Consider the following 19954-nt stretch of genomic DNA (forward strand, 5'->3'; position numbering starts at 1 on the left):
GGGGGGGGGGGGGGGGGGGGGGGCGGCCCCCGGGGGGGGGGGGGGGGGGCCGGGGGGGCCGGGGGGGGGGGCCCCCCCCCCCCCCCCCGGGGGGGGGGGGGGGGCCGGCGAGGGGGTGGGGAGAGGGGGCGGATCAGGCGTGCTTGACCAGGAGGAGGCGGTGCATGGGGGTGTCGAGCAGGGCGACGCGGCGCAGGCCGGCGTCGGCGAGCCACTGGTCGTAGTCCTGGACGGTGAAGGCGTCGCCACCGCCGGTGGCGAGCATGGAGGCGGCGAAGAGGCGGAAGAAGCGGTTCTGGGTGTTGCCGTCGGTGCTGTCCTCGTCGACGATGTGGTCGGCGATGGCGATCACGCCGTCCTCGGTGAGGGCCTTGGCGGAGCGGAGGAGGAGCTCGCGGGCGGACTCCGGGGTCTGCAGGTGGAAGATGTTGACGAAGAGGGCGACGTCGACACCGGTGCCCCAGTCGTCGGCCCAGAAGTCGACGACCTCGGGGCTGAAGCGGTCGGCCACGCCGAGGCGGTGGGCCTGGGCGTTGGCGATCGGGATGATCCGCTCGGCGTCCAGGGCGCGGGCGTTGAGGCCGCTGAACTCCTGGAGGAGGAGCTGGCTGTAGATGCCGGTGCCGCAGCCGACGTCCAGCAGAGTGCGGCCGGTGCCGTCGGTCCAGCCCTGCTCGCGCAGGGCCGTGGCGAGGGTGGAGGCGATCGGCGGGGCCCAGAAGTTGATGCCGCGGACGAGGGAGGTGTAGTCCTCCTCGGAGATCTGGTTGAGCTGCTGGGAGCCCTCGGAGTTGCGGGCGCCGGTGCGGACGTTGGTGGCGAGGTTGCGCCAGGCGTTCCAGGCGACGTTGCGGTCGTGCCGGATCTTGCCGACCAGGCTGTACAGGCCCTCGGGGGCGAATATGTCGTGCATCTCCGGGGGCAGGGTGTAGACGGCCTGGCCGTCCGCCGCGCGGCTGCGCTCGACCACGTCGTAGGCGGCCAGGCCGTCGAGCAGGACGCGGGTGGCGCGCAGGTCGGTGCCGAGCTTGCTGGACAGCTCGCCGGCGGTGGCCGGGCCGCTGATCAGGGCGGTGAAGGCGCCGAGGTCGTGGGCGGCCTCGATGACGCCGGTGGCCCAGATGCCGATGAGGTGCTCGTACATCCGGTGGGCGGCGTTGACGCCGGTGCCGCGGCCGGGGAGCAGCTCGGTGTCGACGAGCGGGGTGTGGTTGTCGAAGGTGCGCACGGCGGGAATGGTCATGGTCGTTTCTCCTAGTCGAAGTTGACGGCACGTCTGGTGCGTCGGATCACAGGACGATGCCGCCGTCGATCTGCAGGACCGAGCCGGTGAAGTAGGCGGACTGCGGGCCCGCCAGGAAGGCGACCGAGTCGGCCACCTCGTCCGCCGTGCCGAACCGGCCGAGCGGGATGTTCTTGAGGGCCTCGGTGCGCTGGGCGTCGGTGAGCACCGAGGTCATGTCGGTCTCGATCATGCCAGGGGCCACCGCGTTGACCCGGACGCCGTAGCGGCCGACCTCCTTGGCCAGGGCGCGGGTGAGCGCGATGATGCCGGCCTTGGAGGCCGCGTAGTTGCTCTGGCCGGGGTTCCCGTAGACACCGGAGACCGAGGAGAGCGTGATGATCGAGCCCGCGCGGCGCTTGACCATCGGGAAGGCCACCGCACGGCAGACGTTGGCGGTGCCGGTGAGGTTGGTGTCGGTGACGGCCCGCCAGTCCTCGTCGGCCATCAGGAGGAGCGGCTTGTCGCGGGTGATCCCGGCGCTGGCGACGGCGACGGTGATCGGGCCGAGTTCCTGCTCGGTGCGGGCGACCCAGGCGCGGACGGCGGGGGCGTCGGTGACGTCCACCCGTTCGGCCAGGGCGCCCACGCCGAGGGCGTCGAGCTCCTTGGTGAGGAGGTCGGCGGCCTGCTGGTCGGACTGGTAGCAGAAGCTGATCGCGTAGCCCTCGGCGGCCAGCCGCAGGGCGGCCGCCTTGCCGATGCCGCGGGAGCCGCCGCTGATCAGGGCGGTGCCGGGGGCGCTCATCGGTCACCGCCGGTGAGGCGCAGGACGGCGCAGGCGGCCAGGCCCTGGTGGTCCAGCGAGGCGATCACGGCGACCCGGCCGGTAGCGGTGGGGTCGTTCTCGGCCAGGGACAGCACGGTGGTGAGGGAGAAGACGGTCCCGGCGGAGCCGGTGTCGCCGAGCAGGGCGGGGACCCGGTCGACGGCCTCGGCGCCGACCAGCTCGGCGAGCCGGTCGCGGGCCGGCTGCCCGGTGACGGCCGCGGCCCAGACCTCGTCGGGGGTCGCGCCGGCCTGGTCGAGGGCCTCGCGGACGACGTCGGCGAGGGCCTGTGCCGGGTCGTCGTCGAGGTCCAGCCGGACGTCCAGGGAGAGCAGTTCGGCCAGTACCCGGCGGCCGGGCGGCAGCGTCCTGGCGGTCTCCATCAGCAGGACGACGCTGCCCTCGCCGAGGGGCTGCGCGGTGTCGCCGGCCAGCCACTCGCGGGTGGTCGACTGCTCCTCCACCGCGCCGACCACGGCGCGTTCGGCGCGGTCGGCCGCCAGCAGGCGGCGGGCGTAGCCGAGGGCGAGCAGGCCACCCGCGGCGCCTCCGGCCAGGGTGGTGTTGGGGCCCTTGAGGTCGAAGCGGATGGCGGTGGCCGCGGCCGGTCCGTTCATCAGCACGTTCGGCATCAGCTGGGCCGGCACGTCGTAGGGCTTGTCGCCCTCGAAGGAGGCCCGGCTGAACCCGGCGGAGCTGTGGGCGCTGCCGAGGGTGGTGCCGAGGACGAGGGCGGTGCCGCCGCCGGTGGCGATCGGGCTCTGCGCGGCCTCGGCCTCGTCGAGCAGCTCGCGGACGGCGGTGACGGCCAGGCCGGTGGCCCGGTCGAAGGTACGGGTGCCGGCCTTGCCGAGCACCTTGCGGGTGTCGAAGTCGGGCACCTCGTGGGCCGGCTCCCCCCGGCCGACCCCGGCCGCGAACGCGTCGCGGCCGAGGCCGAACGGGGAGACGGCGGACCACGCGGTGATCAGCGGCGCATCCCGGTGGATGGTGCTGGGACTCATGCGCCCGCCTCGCTGTGCTCGGCGAGGGCATTCGCCCACGCGCTCCTCTTGATGATTCGCTCGCTGCGCTCGCTCATGCGCCCGCCTCGCTGTGCTCGGCGAGGGCATTCGCCCGCGCGCTCCTCTTGATGACTCGCTCGCTCATCGGCTGTGCTCCTCGTCGTGGCGCCCCAGGACGACGGAGGCGTTGTTGCCGCCGAAGGCCAGGCCGTTGTTGACCACCACCCGGAGGTCCGCGGGGACGGAGTGGTTGGGCACGCAGTCGATCTGGCACTGGGGGTCGGTGGTGCGGTGGTTGACCGTGGGCGGGATGAACCCGTGGGCCAGCGCGAGCGCCGAGGCGGCCGCGCCGAGCGCGCTCGCCGCGCCCATCGAGTGGCCGAGCATCGCCTTGAGGGCGACGGTGCGCGGCGGGGTGTCGCCGAAGACCTCGCGGATGGCGCGGGTCTCGGTGATGTCGTTGGTGGGGGTGCCGGTGCCGTGGGCGGAGACCAGGTCCACCTCGTTCGCCTTGACCCCGGCGTCGGCGAGCGCCAGCTCCATGCAGCGGGCGACGCTGGCCTGGTCGGGTGCGGTCGGGTGGTGGGCGTCGCAGTTGAGCCCGTAGCCGAGCAGCTCGGCGTAGATGCGGGCGCCGCGGCGCCGGGCGGACTCCAGGGTCTCCAGGACGAGGACCCCCGCGCCCTCGGCCGTGAGCAGTCCCTCCCGGTCGGCGTCGAACGGACGGCAGAAGTCGGAGGAGACCAGGCCGAGCCGGCTGAACCCGGCGAAGGTGCGGCGGCAGATCGCGTCCGCGCCGCCGACGACGGCGATGTCCGCCTCGCCGCCGCGGACGGCGTCGAAGCCGTCGCCGATCGCGTAGTTGCCGGCCGCGCAGGCGGTCCCCAGGACGGTCGGGACCGCCCGGGGGAGCCGGAGCTCCCGGGCGATGGCCAGGGCCAGCTGGTGGGACGGCAGTCGACCGGCCATCAGCTGGTCCGCCGGGTGGTCCGGTCCCTTCCCCACCGACTCGGCCATCATCTTGTCGAGTTCGGCGGCCTCGCCGTCGGTGGTGCCGACGGTGACCTGGGCGCGCAGCCCGGCGAGCTCCTGCTCGCCGAGGCCGGCGTCCTGGACGGCCATCCGGGCCGCCGCGACGGCGAACTGGGTGGCGCGGCCGAGCTGTTCGACCGGGAGGTGGTGGATCCACTTCTCCGGCTCGAAGCCGTCGACCTCGTGGCCGAAGGTCCGCAGGAAGCCGGTGGTGTCGAAGCTGGTGATCGGCCCGGCGCCGCAGCGGCCTTCGCGCAGGGCCGAGGTGAACTCCTCGACGCCGTTGCCGATGCTCGACAGGACGCCGATGCCGGTCACCACCACGCGCTGGGGCTCGGTCATCGCGCGTTCGCCCGGGACAGGACCTCCAGCACGGCGGACAGGTTGACCATGTTGGCCAGCTCCTCCTGCGGGATGGTGACGTTGAACTCCTTCTCCAGGCGGGCGAGGACCTCGATGGCGTTCAGCGAGTCGGCGCCGTAGTGGTCGATGAAGTGGTCGGTCAGGGTCAGCTCCTCGACTTCGAGGTCGAGGCAGTCGGCGACGATCTCGCGGACCTTGGCCTCGTCGATGGCGACAGCGCTCATGGTGTGCTCCTCAGTGGTGTTGGGTGGGTGGTGCTCAGGCGGTTGCGTCGATCAGGCTCTGCGGCCGCAGGTCGGTCCAGGTGCGCTCGATGTGGTCGAGCGCCTCCTGCCGGGTGCTCGCGCCCTTCACGGTCCGCCAGCCGGCCGGGACCTCGGCGAAGGCGGGCCACAGGCTGTGCTGGTTCTCGTGGTTGGCGAGCACGATGAAGGTGCCCTGCTCGTCGTCGAACGGGTTGCTCATGATTCTGGTCCTTTCGGAATTCCCGGGAATTGGCTTCTCGCCGGGCGCGGCGGCCCCGGGGCGGAATTGTCCGGGGCGGTCGCCGCCTGTTTTCAGTCCGACTTTCGCAGGGTGGCCGACAGGGTCTTTCCGATGAATGCGGCCGGGGCCGGTTCGAGCATCGAGTCGTGGTCGCTGTCGACCGGGTGCCGGAATATCCGGCCGGTCACGTGCTCCCGCCAGGACTCCTCGTCCGGGTCGCCCGGGGCGACGCCGCGGGTGGCCGCGAACAGGAGCAGGTCGCCCTGGTAGCGGCCGGGGCGGTGGGCCTCGCCCAGCAGGCTGTGGGTGCGGATCACCCCGAGCAGCCTGGTCAGCTCGGTCTCGTCCAGCTCCGCGAGCGCGTTGCCGGCCTCGGCGAGGCGCTCGCGGGCGGCGCCCGGGTCGACCGGGCCCTCGCCGGGGAGGCCGGCCCGCTGGAGCAGTTCGGCCAGGACGGCCCGGTCGTCCGGCACGTCCTCGGCGGGCGAGCCGCTGCCGGGGTAGCCGTCCAGGTCGGCGAGCAGTTCGACCTGTTCGCCGCGGGCCTGCAGCTGGACCGCGATCTCGTGGGCGACGAGCCCTCCGAACGACCAGCCGAGAATACGATAGGGCCCCTGCGGCTGGATTTCCAGCATTTCGCCGAGGTATTTTCCGGCGATTTCCCGGACGGACTCCGGGAGCTTTTCCGGGGAGCGCACGCCGCCCGACTGGAAAGCGTACACGGGAATGTCCGCGTCAATTTCCGCGGCGAGGGTCAGGAAGGGCCAGCCGAGCCCGACCGCGCCGTGCACGCAGAACAGCGGACGGCGGGTGCCGGTCGGCCGGATCGCCAGGACGGGCGCGAACGGGTCCTCCGGCACGCCGGTGCCCTCGGCGGTGCCGGCCACCAGGGCCAGCCCGGCCACGGTGCGGTGCGCGAAGACGTCGGCCGGGGTGAGCTCCAGCCCGGCCGCGCGGGCCCGGCTGACCAGCTGGATGGACTTCAGGCTGTCGCCGCCCAGCTCGAAGAAGCCGTCCTCGGCACCGACCCGGTCCAGGCCGAGCACCTCGGCGAACACCCGGCTGAGCGCGAGCTCCACCGGTCCGCTGGGCGCGCGGCCGTCCGATCGGGCCACCGCCCGGTCGTCGGCCCCCGGTGCGGGCAGCGCCTTGCGGTCCACCTTGCCGTTCGGGGTGAGCGGCAGGGCCTCCAGCGGGACGTACGCGGCCGGGAGCATGTACTCCGGCAGTACGGCCGCCACGTGGGCGCGCAGCGCCGCGGGTTCGGGCCGCTCGGGGCCGGCGGGCACCAGGTAGGCGACCAGCCGGCGCTCGCCGGGGGAGTCCTCCCGGTCGGTCACCGAGGCGCGTTCGACCAGCGGATGGTCCGTCAGCACCGCCTCGACCTCGCCGAGTTCGATCCGGAAGCCGCGGATCTTCACCTGGTGGTCGACCCGGCCGAGGTAGTCGATCGAGCCGTCCGGCCGCCAGCGGGCGAGGTCCCCGGTGCGGTACATCCGCGAGCCGGGCGGCCCGTACGGGTCGGCGGTGAAGCGTTCGGCGGTCAGGCCGGGGCGGTCCAGGTAGCCCCGGGCGAGGCCTGCGCCGGCCAGGTAGAGCTCGCCGACCACGCCCGGCGGCACCGGGCGCAGCTCGGAGTCCAGCAGCAGGGCCTGGTTGCCGGCCAGCGGGCGGCCGATCGGCGGGGTGCCGGTGTGGTCGGGCGCCAGGTCGACGCCGACCGAGTAGATGGTGGTCTCGGTCGGGCCGTACAGGTTGCTGACCTTCGCCGCGGCGCCGGTCAGCGCCGCCGCCAGGGCCGGGCTGAGGGCCTCGCCGCCGGTCATCACGTGCACCCCGGCCAGCGCGTCGGGCCGGGCGGTGACCAGCGCGTGCCACAGCGTCGGGGTGGCCTGCATGACGTCCGCCCCGGTGGCGAGGGTCAGCTCGGCCAGCAGCTCCGGGTCGCGGACGGTGTCGTGCGGGGCGAGCACCAGCCGGGCGCCGCTGAGCAGCGGGCCGAACAGCTCCAGGTTGGCGATGTCGAACCCGAAGGTCGTGACGGCCAGCAGGGTGCGCCCGGGGGCCAGGCCGACCCGCTCGGTGAGGTCGTACAGGTGGTTGACCAGGGCTCCGCGCGGGACCACGACGCCCTTGGGGCGGCCGGTGGAGCCCGAGGTGTAGATGACGTACCCGCTGTGCTCGGGCCTTACCGGCGCGGCCAGTTCGGCCGGGCGCAGGTGGTCCGCGGCCTGGCCGTCGACCAGCGCTCGGGTGGCCGGGTCGTCCAGCAGCAGGAGTCGGCCGTTGTCGAGGCCGGGGACGGCCGCGGCCACCCCGGTCAGGGTCACGGTCAGTACCGGCCGGGCGTCCTTGGCCATCCCGGCGATCCGGTCGGCCGGGTAGGACGGGTCGATCGGCAGGTAGGCGGCCCCGGACTTGACCGCCGCGAGGGCGGCCACCACCAGGTCGACCGAGCGCGGCAGCGCGATCGCCACGAGCCGGTCCGGCGCCGCGCCCTGGTCGACCAGGACGCGGGCGAGCCGGTTGGCCCGGCGGTGCAGCTCGGCGAAGTCGAGCCGCTGGTCGGCGTGTTCGAGCGCGGTCGCGTCCGGGTGGGCGTCCGCGGTGGCCTCCAGCAGGGCGGCGAGCGGCTGCCCGTCGCCCCGGGCGGGGGCGCCGGCCCCGAGGGCCAGCAGCTCCTCCTGCTCGCCGGGCAGCAGCACCGGGGCGGTGCCGATCGGCCGGTCCGGCTGGTCGACCAGGACGCCCAGCAGGTGCACCAGCCGGTCGGCGAGCCGCTGGGCGCCGGCCGCGCTGAACAGGTCGGTGCTGTACTCCAGCCGCCCCTCCAGCCCGCCGGGGCCGTCCGGTCCGGAGACCTCGGCGAGTTCGAAGCAGAGGTCGAGCCGGGCCACGCCCAGCTCGGCAGCGCCCGCCTCGGCGGTGATCCCGGGCAGCTCCAGCCGGGCGGAGGCGTTGTTGTGCAGCGCCAGCAGGGTCTGGAACAGCGGGTTGCGGGCCGGGGCGCGCTCGGGGCCGAGGGCGTCGACCAGCTTCTCGAACGGCAGGTCCTGGTGGGCGTACGCGGCCAGGTCGGTGGCCTTGACCCGGTCCAGCAGTTCGCGGAAGGTCGGCGCGCCGGACAGGTCGGTGCGCAGCACCAGGGTGTTGACGAACATGCCGACCAGGTCGTCCAGCGCGTCGTCGGTGCGACCGGCGATCGGGGTGCCGAGCGGGATGTCCTCGCCCGCGCCGAGCTTGCCGTACAGGGTGGCCAGAGCGGCCTGGAGCACCATGAACAGGCTCGCCCCGCTCTGCCGGGCCAGCGCGACCGCCCGGTGGTGCAGTTCGGCCGGGACGGCGAAGCGGACGCTGTCGCCGCGGTAGCCGGCGGTGGCCCGCCGGGGGCTCTCCACCGGCAGCTGCAGCTCCTCCGGCAGACCGGCCAACTGCTCCTTCCAGTAGGTGATCTGGCGCGCGATGACGGACTCCTGGTCGCCCTCCTCGCCGAGCAGCTCGCGCTGCCAGAGCGCGTAGTCGGCGTACTGCACGGGCAGCGGCGTCCAGGCGGGCGCGCGGCCGGCCAGCCGGGCGGCGTAGGCGGTGGAGAGGTCGCGGGCGAGCGGGCCGTTGGACCAGCCGTCACCGGCGATGTGGTGGATCACCACGACCAGCAGGTGGTCCTCCGGGCCGGCCGCGAGCAGCGTGGCCCGGATCGGCGGCCGGTTCGCCAGGTCGAAGCTGCCGGTGGCGAACTCCTCCGCGGCAGAGGTGAGTTCGGACTCGTCGAGCTCGCGGACCGGCAGTCCGACGGCGGCCTGCTCGACCGGCAGGACCTGCTGGTACGGCAGTCCGTCGCGGTCCGGGAAGACGGTGCGCAGGCTCTCGTGCCGCTCGACCACGTCGGTCAGCGCGGCGGTCAGCGCCGCACGGTCCAGCGGGCCGCGCAGCCGCAGCGTCCAGGGCAGGTTGTAGGTGGCGGACGGGCCCTCCAGCCGGTCCAGGAACCAGAGCCGCTGCTGGGCGTAGGACAGCGGCAGCAGCTCCGGGCGCTCCCCGGCGGTCAGCGCGGGGCGGTCGGCGTCCTGGGTGAGCCGCCCGGCCAGCGCGGCCACGGTGGGCGCGTCGAACAGGGCGCGGATCGGCAGTTCGGCGCCGAGCAGCGTGCGCACCCGGCTGACCAGCCGGGTGGCGAGCAGCGAGTGGCCGCCGAGCTGGAAGAAGTCCTCGTCGATGCCGACCTTCGGAAGGTCCAGCACCTCGGCGAAGGCGGCGCACAGCACCTCCTCCTGCGGCGTCCGCGGGCCCCGGCCGGACGACGCGGCGAGGTCGACCTCGGGCAGCGCCTTGCGGTCCACCTTGCCGTTGGGGGTCAGCGGCAGGGCGTCCAGCACCACCAGGGCGGAGGGCACCATGTACTCGGGCAGGATCGCGGCGGCCGCCGCCCGGCCCCAGGCCGGGTCGAGGTCGCCGGTGACGTAGCCGACCAGCCGGGCGTCGCCGGCCCCGCCGTGGCGGACCACCACCACCGCGTCGCCGATCCGCTCGATCGAGCGCAGCGCGGCCTCGACCTCGCCGGGCTCGATCCGGTGGCCGCGGATCTTGACCTGGTGGTCGACCCGCTCCAGGAACTCCAGCTGGCCGTCCGGCCGGCGGATCACCCGGTCGCCGGTGCGGTACATCCGGGCGCCCGGCAGCGGGCTGAACGGGTCGGCGACGAACACCGAGGCGGTGCGGCCGGGCTGGTCCAGGTAGCCGCGGCCGACGCCGCGCCCGCCCACGTACAGCTCGCCGGGGACGCCGTCCGGCACCGGGCGCAGCGCGTCGTCCAGGACGTACAGTCCGGTGCCGCGCACCGCCCGGCCGATCGGGGCGCGCACCGAGTCCAGCTCCGCGGGGGAGCCGATCACGGCGTGCGTCACGTCGTCCGAGCACTCGGTCGGGCCGTACGCGTTGACCAGCGGGATCGCCGGGTAGCGGGCGAACCAGCGGTGGGCCAGATCGGCGGGCAGTGCCTCGCCGGTGACCACCAGCTTGCGCAGGCCGTCCAGCACGGGCGGCTCGGCGCCGTCGTCCCAGCTGTCCAGGGCGGCCCGGAGCAGCGAGGGGACGACCTCCAGCACGGTGACGCCCTCGGGGGCGACCAGGCCGAAGAGCGCCTGCGGGTCGGCGGCGAGCTCCCGGCCGGTGACCCGCAGCCGTCCGCCGACGACCAGTGCGGAGAGCATCTGCCAGACCGAGATGTCGAAGGTGACCGGGGCGTTGTGGACCAGCACGGTCCGCCCGTCCAGCTCCAGGTCGTCGATCTTGGCGAACAGGTGGTTGACCATGCCCGCCCGGTGCACCATGGCGCCCTTGGGGCGGCCGGTGGAGCCCGAGGTGAAGATGACGTACGCCAGGTCGTCGCCGGCGCCGCGCGGGGCCGGAGGCTCCTCGGCGACGGCCGTGCCCAGCTCCAGCACCGGGACGTCCAGCCCGGCCCCGGCCAGCAGCTCGGCGGCCGTGGCGCGCTCGTCCGGGCCGACCAGCAGGGCGCTGACGTGCGCCTCGGCGGCCAGCACGGCACCGCGCCTGACCGGCGCGGCGACGTCCAGCGGCAGCCAGGCCGCGCCCGCGCCGAGCACGCCGAGGACGGCGGTGACGAAGCCGCAGCCGGGCCGGGCCAGCACGCCGACCGGTCCGGTCCCGGCGCCCGCGTCGAGCAGCGCCCGGGACACGGCGCCGGCCCGGCCGGCCAGCTCGCGGTAGGTCAGCCGCTCCGTGCCGTCGGAGACGGCGACGGCGTCCGGGACGGTGCGGGCGAACTCCTGGACCCGCGCCACCACGTCCGTCCAGGGGTCGGTCTCGGCCGGCTCCGGGGCGGTGACGGCCAGCCGGCTGCGCTCGCCGGGCAGCAGCAGGTCCAGCTGCCCGAGCGGGCGGTCCGGCTCGGCCTGGGCGGTGCGCAGCACGTGCAGCAGCCGCTCGGCGACGACGGCGGCCTCGGCCGGGGTGAACCGGGCGGTGTCGTAGCCGACCTGGAGCCGCAGCCGCTCGCCGGGCAGGGCCATCAGGCTGAGCGGGTAGTGGTTGGCGTCGCCGGCCCGCAGGCCGGTCAGCCGCAGCCCGGCGACCTCGCCGGCCAGCGCCTTCGGGTCGAGCGGGTAGTTCTCGAAGACCAGCACGCTGTCGAAGAGGTCGCCGACCCCGGCCAGGCGCTGGATGGTGTTGAGGCCCAGGTGCTGGTGCGGCAGCAGGACGGACTGGCGGTCCTGCAGGGCGGACAGCAGCTCGGTGAAGCTCTGCGCCGGGTTCAGGTCGACCCGCACCGGGAGGGTGTTGATGAACAGCCCGACCATGCCCTCGACCCCGGGCAGCTCCGGGGGGCGGCCCGAGACGGTGCCGCCGAAGACGATGTCGCGCAGTCCGGTCAGGGTGCCCAGCACGGTGGCCCAGGCGCCCTGCACCACGGTGTTGACGGTCAGGCCGCGGCTGCGGGCCCAGCCGGTGAGCGCGGCGAACTCCCGTTCGTCCAGCTCGACGGCGTGCTCACCGGGCATGCCGCGCCGGGCGGACTCGCCGCCGGCGGTCGCGCCGGACAGCCGGGTGGGCTCGGTGAAGCCGTCGAGCGCGGCCGTCCAGGCCGCCTCGGCCGCCGCCTTGTCCTGCCGGGCCAGGTGGGCCAGGTAGGACTTGTACGGGGCGGGGCGCGGCAGCGAGACACCGCGGTCGGCGTAGCAGGCGAACAGCTCGCGCACCACGATCGGCATCGACCAGCCGTCGAAGAGGATCTGGTGGGCGGTCAGCACCAGGCGGTGCTCCCGCTCGCCGAGCCGCAGCAGGCTGAAGCGCAGCAGCGGCGGGCGGGCCAGGTCGAAGGGCCGCAGCCGGTCGTGCTCGGAAAGGGCCTCGCTCTCCCGGGCGGCGTCGGCGGCGTCCCGCAGGTCCAGCTCCCGCCAGTCGAGCGCGACCTCGCGCGGCACGACCTGCACCGGGTCGCCGTTCTTGCGGTAGCGGAAGGCCGCCCGCAGGTTGGGGTGGCGCTCCAGCAGGGCGGTGACCGCGGCGCGCAGCCGCGCCGGGGCCAGCTCTCCGGCCAGGTCCATCACCAACTGCACGGTGTAGACGTCGAGTTCCTCGCGGTGGTACTGCGCGTGGAACATCAGCCCTTCCTGCAGCGGTGCCACCGGCAGGATGTCGCTCAGATTGGAGCTCCGTCCGGGTCGTCGCCCGGCGCGGGGCTCGGCCGAGGCCGTGGTCACAGCTCGTCCCCCCAGTCGTCCATCTCGTCCTCGAATTCGTCGATCTCGTCCTGGCTGAGTGCCACCAGGTCGAGGTCGGACGGCGTCCAGCCGCCGGCGCCGGGCTCCCGGGTGTGCCGCACCAGGGCCCGCAGGGCCTGGAACCAGCTCTCGGCCAGGTCCTCGGCGTCGGCCTGCGCCAGCGCCTGGCCGGCCCAGGTCCAGCGGGCGCTGAGCCGCGGGCCGTCCGGGCCGTCCTCGGTCACCGCGTTGACGTCCAGGACGTGCGGCAGCGGCATCTCCGGATCGGCCCCGGCGGCCAGGGCGGCGGACTGCTCGGTCAGCGACCAGTCCTCGCCGGTGGGCGCGGGCATCCGGCCCAGGTAGTTGAAGCCCAGCTGCGGCCGGGCCGTCCCGGACAGCGTCTCCGCGCCGGCCAGGTACCGCAGTTGGCCCCAGCCGAGCCCGTGCGCGGGCACCATCCGCAGGTGCTCCTTGACCAGCTTGAGGCTGTGTCCGGCGGCCGGGCCGCCGGCCAGTGCCTCGGCCAGGTCCACCGGGCCGGGGTGCAGCCGCAGCGGGTAGGCGGTGGTGAACCAGCCGACCGTGCGGGACAGGTCCACGCCGGGCGCGAACTCCTCGCGCCCGTGGCCCTCCAGCTCGACCGGCACCGGCCCCTGCGGCCGTCCGGTGCGCCGCCGCCAGTCCGCGACGGCGAGGGCCAGGGCGGTCAGCAGTACGTCGTTCACCTCGGCGTGGAACGCCCCGGTGACCTCGGTGAGCAGCGCCGCCGTGGTGTCGCCGTCCAGGGTGCGGTGCAGCGTACGGGCGGTGGCGAAGGTGTCCACCGCCGGGTCGGCGGGCCGGTGGCCCAACGGGGCCTCCTCGCCGGCCGACTCGGTGCGCCACCAGTCGAGTTGGGCCTGCAGTTCGGGCGTGCCCGCGGTCCGCTCCAGCAGTCCGGACCAGTGCCGCAGCGAGGTGCCGACCGGCTGCAGCCGGACCGGCTCGCCCGCCAGGACGGACGCGTGCGCCGCGGCCAGGTCGGGCAGCAGCACCCGCCAGGACACCCCGTCCACCACCAGGTGGTGCAGGGTGAGCAGCAGCTCGCTGCCGGCGGGGTGCCACAACGCCTGGACCATGACCCCCTCGCCGGGCGCCAGCCGCTGCCGGGCGGCGACCGCTTCGGCGGGCCAGTCGGCGGCCGGGCCGTCGAGGGTCCGCAGCAGCGCCGCGGCCTCGACCGTGCCGGGCTCGGTGACCAGCAGCGACCAGTCCGGCAGCAGCCGCATCCGCAGCCCGTCGTGGTGGTCCAGCAGCGCCTGGAGGGCCGCGGTGAGCGATTCCCGGGTGGCGTCGGCCGGGGTGCGGACCAGGACGGCCTGGTGGAAGCCGTCCACCGGTCCGCCGAGTTCGCGCAGCCAGTGCCCGATCGGCAGCTGCCCCATCGGGCCGACGCCGTCCTCGGTGCCGACCGTGGCGACGCCCCCCTCGTCCCCGCCGTCGCGGGCCACCACGGCCAGCGCCGCCGGGGTCCGGTGGGTGAAGACGTCCTGCGCGGTGACCACCAGCCCGGCCGCGCGGGCCCGGCTGACCAGCTGGATGGAGACGATGCTGTCGCCGCCCAGGTCGAAGAACCCGTTGTCGGCGCCGACCTCCGGCAGTCCGAGCACCTCGGCGAAGACCGCGCAGAACGCGGCCTCCCGGGCGTCGGCCGGGGCCCGGCCGGTGGAGGCGGCGGCGTAGTCGGGCGCGGGCAGCGCCCGGCGGTCCAGCTTGCCGTTGCCGGTCAGCGGCAGGGTCTCCAGCGGGACGAACGCGGAGGGCACCAGGTAGTCGGGCAGCTCCGCCGCGAGCGCCGCCCGCAGCTCGCCGACCGGCAGGTCGGCCGGGGTCACGTAGGCGACCAGCCGCTTGTCGCCGGGGCGGTCCTCGCGGACCACCGCGGCGGCCTGCTCCACGCCGGGCCGGGCGAGCAGCGCGGTCTCGATCTCGCCGAGCTCGATCCGGAAGCCGCGCAGCTTGACCTGCTCGTCGACCCGGCCCACGTAGTCCAGCTGGCCGTCGGCCGTCCAGCGCACCAGGTCGCCGGTGCGGTACATCCGGTCGTCCTCGGCGCCGTACGGGTCGGCGGTGAAGCGCTGGGCGGTGAGCTCCGGCCGGTGCAGGTAGCCCAGGGCCACCCCGGCGCCGGCCACGTACAGCTCGCCGGTCACGCCGGGCGGGGTGGGCCGCAGCGCCTCGTCCAACACGTACACCCGGGCGCCGGCCAGCGGCCGGCCGATCGGCGGCTTGACCGCTCCGGCCAGCGGCTCGCTGACCGTGGCGCAGACCGTGGTCTCGGTCGGGCCGTACGCGTTGAGCATCCGACGGCCCGCGGACCAGCGCTCCACCAGCTCGGGCGGGCAGGCCTCGCCGGCCGTGATGAGGGTCAGCCCCTCGGGCATCGGCAGCCCGACCGGCCAGGCGGCGAGCACCGTCGGCGGCAGGCAGACCACCTCGATGCCGGCCTCGGCGACCAGCTGGGCGAGCGGCTCGCCGGGCGCCCGGTCGGCCTCCGCGGCCAGCACCAGGACGGCGCCGTTGAGCAGCGCGGTGAGCAGCTCCCAGGCGGCGGCGTCGAAGCTGAACGAGGCGAACTGGAGCAGCCGGGTGCCCTCGCCGACGCCGAAGCGGTCGTGCTCGGCGGCCAGCGCCGCCACCGCCCGGTGCGGCACCAGCACGCCCTTGGGGCGGCCGGTGGAGCCCGAGGTGTAGATCACGTACGCCGGGTGGTCCGGGCCCAGCGGGGTGGTCCGCTCGGCGTCCTCGGGGTCGTGCGCGGGGGCGTCGGCGATCGCGGCGGCGGTCGCCGGGTCGTCCAGCAGCAGCACCGGCGCGGTCGCCTGCTCCGGAAGCCGTCCGGCCACCGAGCCGTGGCTGAGCACCGCCAGCGGACCGGAGTCCTCCAGCAGGTAGGCGATCCGCTCGCGCGGGTACGCCGGGTCGACGGGCAGGTAGGCCGCGCCCGTCTTGAGGACCGCGAGCACCGCGACGACCGCGTCGACCGTGCGCGGCAGCGCCAGGGCGACGATCCGTCCGGGGCCCGCGCCCAGGGCGATCAGGTGGTGGGCGAGCCGGTTGGCGCGCTCGTTCAGCTCGCCGTAGCCGACCTCGGCGCGCACCGCGCCGTCCTCGAACCAGCGCAGCGCGGGCCGCTCGGGCGCGCGGTGCGCCTGGGCCTGGAACAGCGCGGGCAGCTGGACGGCACCGACGGTGGTCGGCGTCGCGGCCCCGCTCCAGGAGCCGAGCAGCAGCTCGCGCTCCTCGGGCAGCAGGGCGTCGAGCCCGCTGAGCGGCCGGTCGGGCCGGCCGGTGAGCAGGCCGATCAGGTGGGCCAGCCGGTCCGCCAGGCCGCGGGCGGTCCGCTCGGTGAACAGGTCGGTGCTGTACTCCAGGGTGCCGGTGAGGCCGTCCGGCTCACCCGAACCGTCGTACTGCTCGACGAGTTCGAAGGCCAGGTCGAACTTGGCCGTCCCGGTGCCGACCGGGCTGACCTCGGCGGTCAGGCCGGGCAGCTCGGGGCGGGCCCCGGCGTTGTTCTGGAAGGCCAGCATCACCTGGAAGAGCGGCTGGCGGGCCAGCGAGCGGCCTGCGCCGAGCCGGTCGACCAGCTTCTCGAACGGCACGTCCTGGTGGGCCAGTGCGGCCAGGACGGTCTCCCGGGCCCGGCCGACCAGGGTGCGGAAGGACGGGTCGCCGGAGAGGTCGGTGCGCAGCACCAGGGTGTTGACGAAGAAGCCGACCAGGCTGTCCAGGGCCTGGGCGGTGCGCCCGGCGACCGGGGTGCCGAGCGGGATGTCCGTACCGGCGCCGAGCTTGCCGAGCAGCACGGCCAGCGCCGCCTGCACCACCATGAACGGACTGGCGCCGGACTCCCGGGCCAGCGCGGCCAGGGCGCGGTGCGCCCGGGCGTCCAGCCGCAGCGGCACGGTGGCGCCCCGGTAGCTGGGCACCGCCGGGCGCGGGAAGTCGACGGGCAGCGCCAGTTCCTCCGGCAGGCCGGCCAACTGGTCGGCCCAGTAGTCGAGCTGGCGTGACATCAGCGATCCGGGGTCGTCCTGCTCGCCGAGCAGTCGGCGCTGCCAGAGGGTGTAGTCGGCGTACTGGACGGGAAGTTCGGCCCAGTCCGGGGCGCCGCCGGCCAGCCGGGCGCGGTAGGCGGCCCGGAGGTCCTCGACCAGCGGGCGCACCGACCAGCCGTCCGCCGCGATGTGGTGCTGCACCAGGAGCAGCACGTGCTCCTCGACGCCGGTCTCGAACAGCACCGCGCGCAGCGGCGGTTCGGAGGCCAGGTCGAAGGGCGTGCCGGCCCGGGCGGCCAGCTCGGCGTCCAGCTCCTCGGCCGGGCGGCCGGCGAACGGCACGACCGGCAGCTCCGGCCCGGCCTCGCCGACCGGCAGCACCCGCTGGTGCGGGCGCCCGTCCTCGGCGGGGAAGACCGTGCGCAGGCTCTCGTGCCGGGCGACCACGTCGGCCAGCGCCTCGGCGAGCGCCGCCCGCTCCAGGGCGCCGGTCAGCCGGACCGCGTGCGAGAGGTGGTAGGTGGCGCCGGCGGCGTCCAACTGGGAGAGGAACCAGAGCCGTTGCTGCCCGGGGGAGAGCGGGATCCGCTCCGGCCGCGGGCCGGCCGCCAGCTCCTCCCGGGCCGGCTCGGCGCCGTCCAGGGCGAGCGCCAGGGCGAACGGGGTGGGCGCCTCGAACAGGGTGCGGATCGGCAGCTCGACGCCGAGCCGGGCACGCAGCCCGGTGACCACCCGGCCGGCCAGCAGCGAGTGTCCGCCGAGCGCGAAGAAGTCCTCGTCGGCGCCGACCTCGTCCAGCTCCAGCACCTCGGCGAACAGCGCGCACAGCAGCGCCTCGCGCTCGGTGGCCGGGGCCCGCCGCTCGCGGCGCAGCGCGCCGAAGTCCGGCACCGGAAGGGCCTTGCGGTCCACCTTGCCGTTGGGGGTCAGCGGCAGCGCCGCCATCGGCACCAGTACGGCCGGGACCATGTAGTCGGGCAGTGCCCGGGCCAGTTCGGCGCGGACGGCGGCCGGGTCGGCGTCACCGGCGAGGTGGGCGACCAGCCGGGCGCCGCCGGAGGGGTCCCGGGCGACGGTGACCACCGCGTCGGCGACGCCGGGAACGGCGCGCAGCGCGGCCTCGACCTCGCCGGGCTCGATCCGGTGGCCGCGGATCTTGACCTGGTGGTCGACCCGCTCCAGGAACTCCAGTTGGCCGTCCGCCCGGTGCACCACCCGGTCGCCGGTGCGGTACATCCGGGCGCCCGGCAGCGGGCTGAAGGGGTCGGCGAGGAAGGCCCCGGCGGTGCGCCGGGGGTCGTTCAGGTAGCCGCGGCCGACACCGCGCCCGCCGACGTACAGCTCGCCGGGCTGGCCCATCGGGACGGGCTGCAGCGAGTCGCCGAGGACGTAGAGCCGGGTGTCGCGGACCGGGCGGCCGATCGGGGCACGCACCGAGTCCAGCTCCGCGGGGGAGCCGATCAGGGCGTGGGTGACGTCGTCCGAGCACTCGGTCGGCCCGAAGGCGTTGACCAGCGGGATGCCGGGGCGCAGCGCGAACCAGCGCCGGGCCAGGTCGGCGGGCATCGCCTCGCCGGTGACCACCAGCTTGCGAAGTCCGGACAGCGGGGGCATCGGCGCGCCGGACTCCCAGGAGTCCAGGGCGGCGCGCAGCAGCGAGGGGACGACCTCCAGCACGGTGACGCCCTCGGCGTCGGCGAGCGCGAACAGCGCGCCCGGGTCGGCGGCGAGCTCGCGGGAGACCACCCGCAGCCGTCCGCCCGCGACCAGCGGGCTCAGCATCTGCCAGACCGAGATGTCGAAGGTCACCGGGGCGTTGTGCACCACGGTGTCGGCCTCGGACAGCTCCAGGTCGGCGTGCTTGGCGAGCAGGTGGTTGACCATGCCGTCGCGGTGCACCATGGCGCCCTTGGGGCGGCCGGTGGAGCCCGAGGTGTAGATGACGTAGGCCAGCTCGGCGGGGCCGCCGGCGGTCGGCAGCAGTTCCTCGTCGCGGGCGTCGTCGAGCACCAGGACGGACGGGACCGGCCCGGGCAGCGCGCCGAGGAGGGCGTCGACGTACGGCCGCTGGTCCTCGCCGTGCAGCAGGACGGCGGCGCCCGCCGCCTCGACCAGCGCCGCGCCGCGGGCGGCCGGGGCCTGGACGTCCAGCGGCAGCCAGGCCGCGCCCGCGCCGAGCACGCCGAGGACGGCGGTCACGAAGCCGGTCCCGGGGGCGGCGGCGACGGCCACCAGCCGGTCCGGCCCGGCGCCCGCGGCGACCAGCCGGCGGGACAGGGCGCTGGCCCGGGCGACCAGTTCGGCGTAGTCGAGCCGGCCGTCGTCGTCCTGGACGGCGGTCGCACCGGGCCGGACCAGGGCGAGTTCGCGGATCCGGGGCAGCACGTCGGTGAAGACCTCGGGCTGCCGGCCGTAGCCGTTCCCCTCGGCCAGGACGCGCTCGCGCTCGGCCGCCGGCAGGGCGGCGATCCGGCCGACCGGCAGCTCGGTGGAGACGGTGGCGAACTCGGTGAGGTAGCCGAGCAGGGCGTCGCGGAAGAGGTCCAGGCGCTCCTGGGGGTAGCGGTCGGCGTCCCCGTCGATCCGCAGCTCGCAGCCCTCGTCGCCGCTGTCCAGGAACAGGATCTGCAGGTCCGGGACGGGGCCGGTGGACAGGTTGCGGACCCGGGCGCGGCAGTCGCCGAGGGCGAACTCGCCGCCGGTCTGCAGCACGTTGACGGTCGGGCCGAAGGTGCGGCCGGCGTCGCCGGTCAGTCCGAGCTCGCGGCGGATCTCGTCGTGGCGGTGGCGCTGGTGGCGCAGCGTTCCGCGCAGGGTGGCCGCGACCTGGGTGAGCAGGCCGTCGCGACCGAGCGCGGGGTGGGTGGCGACCGGCAGCGGCAGGAAGTTGGCGCGCATGCCGGGGACGGACTGCGCCAGCGGGGTGGTCCGGGCGGCGACCGGGAGGGTCAGCACGACCCGGTCGGTGCCGGCCAGCTGGGCCAGGCAGCCGGCGGTGGCGCCGATCAGCAGGGTCTGCCAGGTGACCCGCTCGGCCCAGGCGGCGTCCTGCAGCCTGGTGACGGTGTCGGCCGGGATCAGGCCGGTGCTGCGCAGGGTGCTGCGGGCGGGCGCGCCGAGGTGGGCGGAGAGCACGGTGGGCTCGATGCCGTCGGCCAACTGCTCGGCCCAGTAGGCGCGGTCGCGCTGGTGGGCGGGGGAGGCGAGGTACTCGCCCTCCTCGGCGAGCAGCTCGGCGAGGGTCGGGTCGGCGGCCGGCTCGGCGTCGGGCAGGTCGTACTCGGCGGCGAGACGCGCGTAGACCAGGGACCTGCTGAAGCCGTCCACCAGGATGTGGTTGGCCTTCACGTGCAGCCAGGCCAGTCGGGGGCCGATCAGCAGCAGGGTGGCGGCGAAGGCGTCGGGGCCGAGCGAGGACGGGAGCCGCCGGTCGGCGTCCAGGAACGCCTCGGCGGCGGCGAGCGGGTCCGGCTCACCGGTCAGGTCGAGCACCGGGAGGGGGCGCTCGTGGGGCGGCTCGACGAGCTGCACCGGCTGCCCGTCGCGCTCGACGAAGCGCACCCGCAGCGCCTCGGTGCGGTTCTGCACGCGCTGCCAGGCGGCCCGTAACCGCTCGTGGTCCAGCGGGCCGGTCAGCTCCAGGCAGTCCGCCATGGTGAACACCGGATTGCCCGGGTCGAGCTGCTGGGCGAACCACATCTCGCGCTGGGCGGCGGACAGCGGAAGCTCTTCGGGACGCACTGTTTCGAACG

The 19954-nt window shown here is 75.4% G+C and carries 8 protein-coding genes; all 8 read right to left on the reverse strand.

All coding sequences use genetic code 11. The features are described 5' to 3' along the window. Positions 1-133: 133 nt before the first annotated feature. Complete coding sequence (locus ACIRVF_RS40300) at positions 134-1243, reverse strand: methyltransferase (RefSeq protein ID WP_402829558.1); 1110 nt, start codon at positions 1241-1243, stop codon at positions 134-136. 46 nt (positions 1244-1289) lie between these two features. Further along, positions 1290-2030, reverse strand: coding sequence for a 3-oxoacyl-ACP reductase FabG (gene fabG / locus ACIRVF_RS40305; protein WP_402829560.1), 741 nt, complete (start codon positions 2028-2030; stop codon positions 1290-1292). Then, positions 2027-3055, reverse strand: a complete 1029-nt coding sequence (locus ACIRVF_RS40310) for a beta-ketoacyl synthase N-terminal-like domain-containing protein (RefSeq protein WP_402829562.1) — start codon at positions 3053-3055, stop codon at positions 2027-2029. The genes fabG and ACIRVF_RS40310 overlap by 4 nt, the downstream gene beginning before the upstream one ends. Positions 3056-3196: 141 nt before the next feature. After that, positions 3197-4429 (reverse strand): beta-ketoacyl-[acyl-carrier-protein] synthase family protein, encoded by a 1233-nt coding sequence (locus tag ACIRVF_RS40315; protein WP_402829564.1) that lies wholly within the window; start codon positions 4427-4429, stop codon positions 3197-3199. Further along, on the reverse strand, positions 4426-4674 hold the full coding sequence (locus tag ACIRVF_RS40320) for an acyl carrier protein (protein ID WP_396238202.1): 249 nt from the start codon (positions 4672-4674) through the stop codon (positions 4426-4428). The genes ACIRVF_RS40315 and ACIRVF_RS40320 overlap by 4 nt, the downstream gene beginning before the upstream one ends. Positions 4675-4708: 34 nt before the next feature. Next, positions 4709-4915: an MbtH family protein gene (locus ACIRVF_RS40325; protein ID WP_402829566.1), complete on the reverse strand. Its 207-nt coding sequence runs from the start codon at positions 4913-4915 to the stop codon at positions 4709-4711. 92 nt (positions 4916-5007) lie between these two features. Then, a complete protein-coding gene (locus tag ACIRVF_RS40330; RefSeq protein WP_402829568.1) occupies positions 5008-12159 on the reverse strand; it encodes an amino acid adenylation domain-containing protein in 7152 nt (2383 codons plus the stop codon). Beyond that, on the reverse strand, positions 12156-19943 hold the full coding sequence (locus ACIRVF_RS40335; RefSeq protein ID WP_402829570.1) for an amino acid adenylation domain-containing protein: 7788 nt from the start codon (positions 19941-19943) through the stop codon (positions 12156-12158). The genes ACIRVF_RS40330 and ACIRVF_RS40335 overlap by 4 nt, the downstream gene beginning before the upstream one ends. Between the last annotated feature and the right edge of the window lie 11 nt (positions 19944-19954).

The organism is Kitasatospora sp. NPDC101157 (genome assembly GCF_044768255.1).
Classification (GTDB): Bacteria; Actinomycetota; Actinomycetes; order Streptomycetales; family Streptomycetaceae; genus Kitasatospora.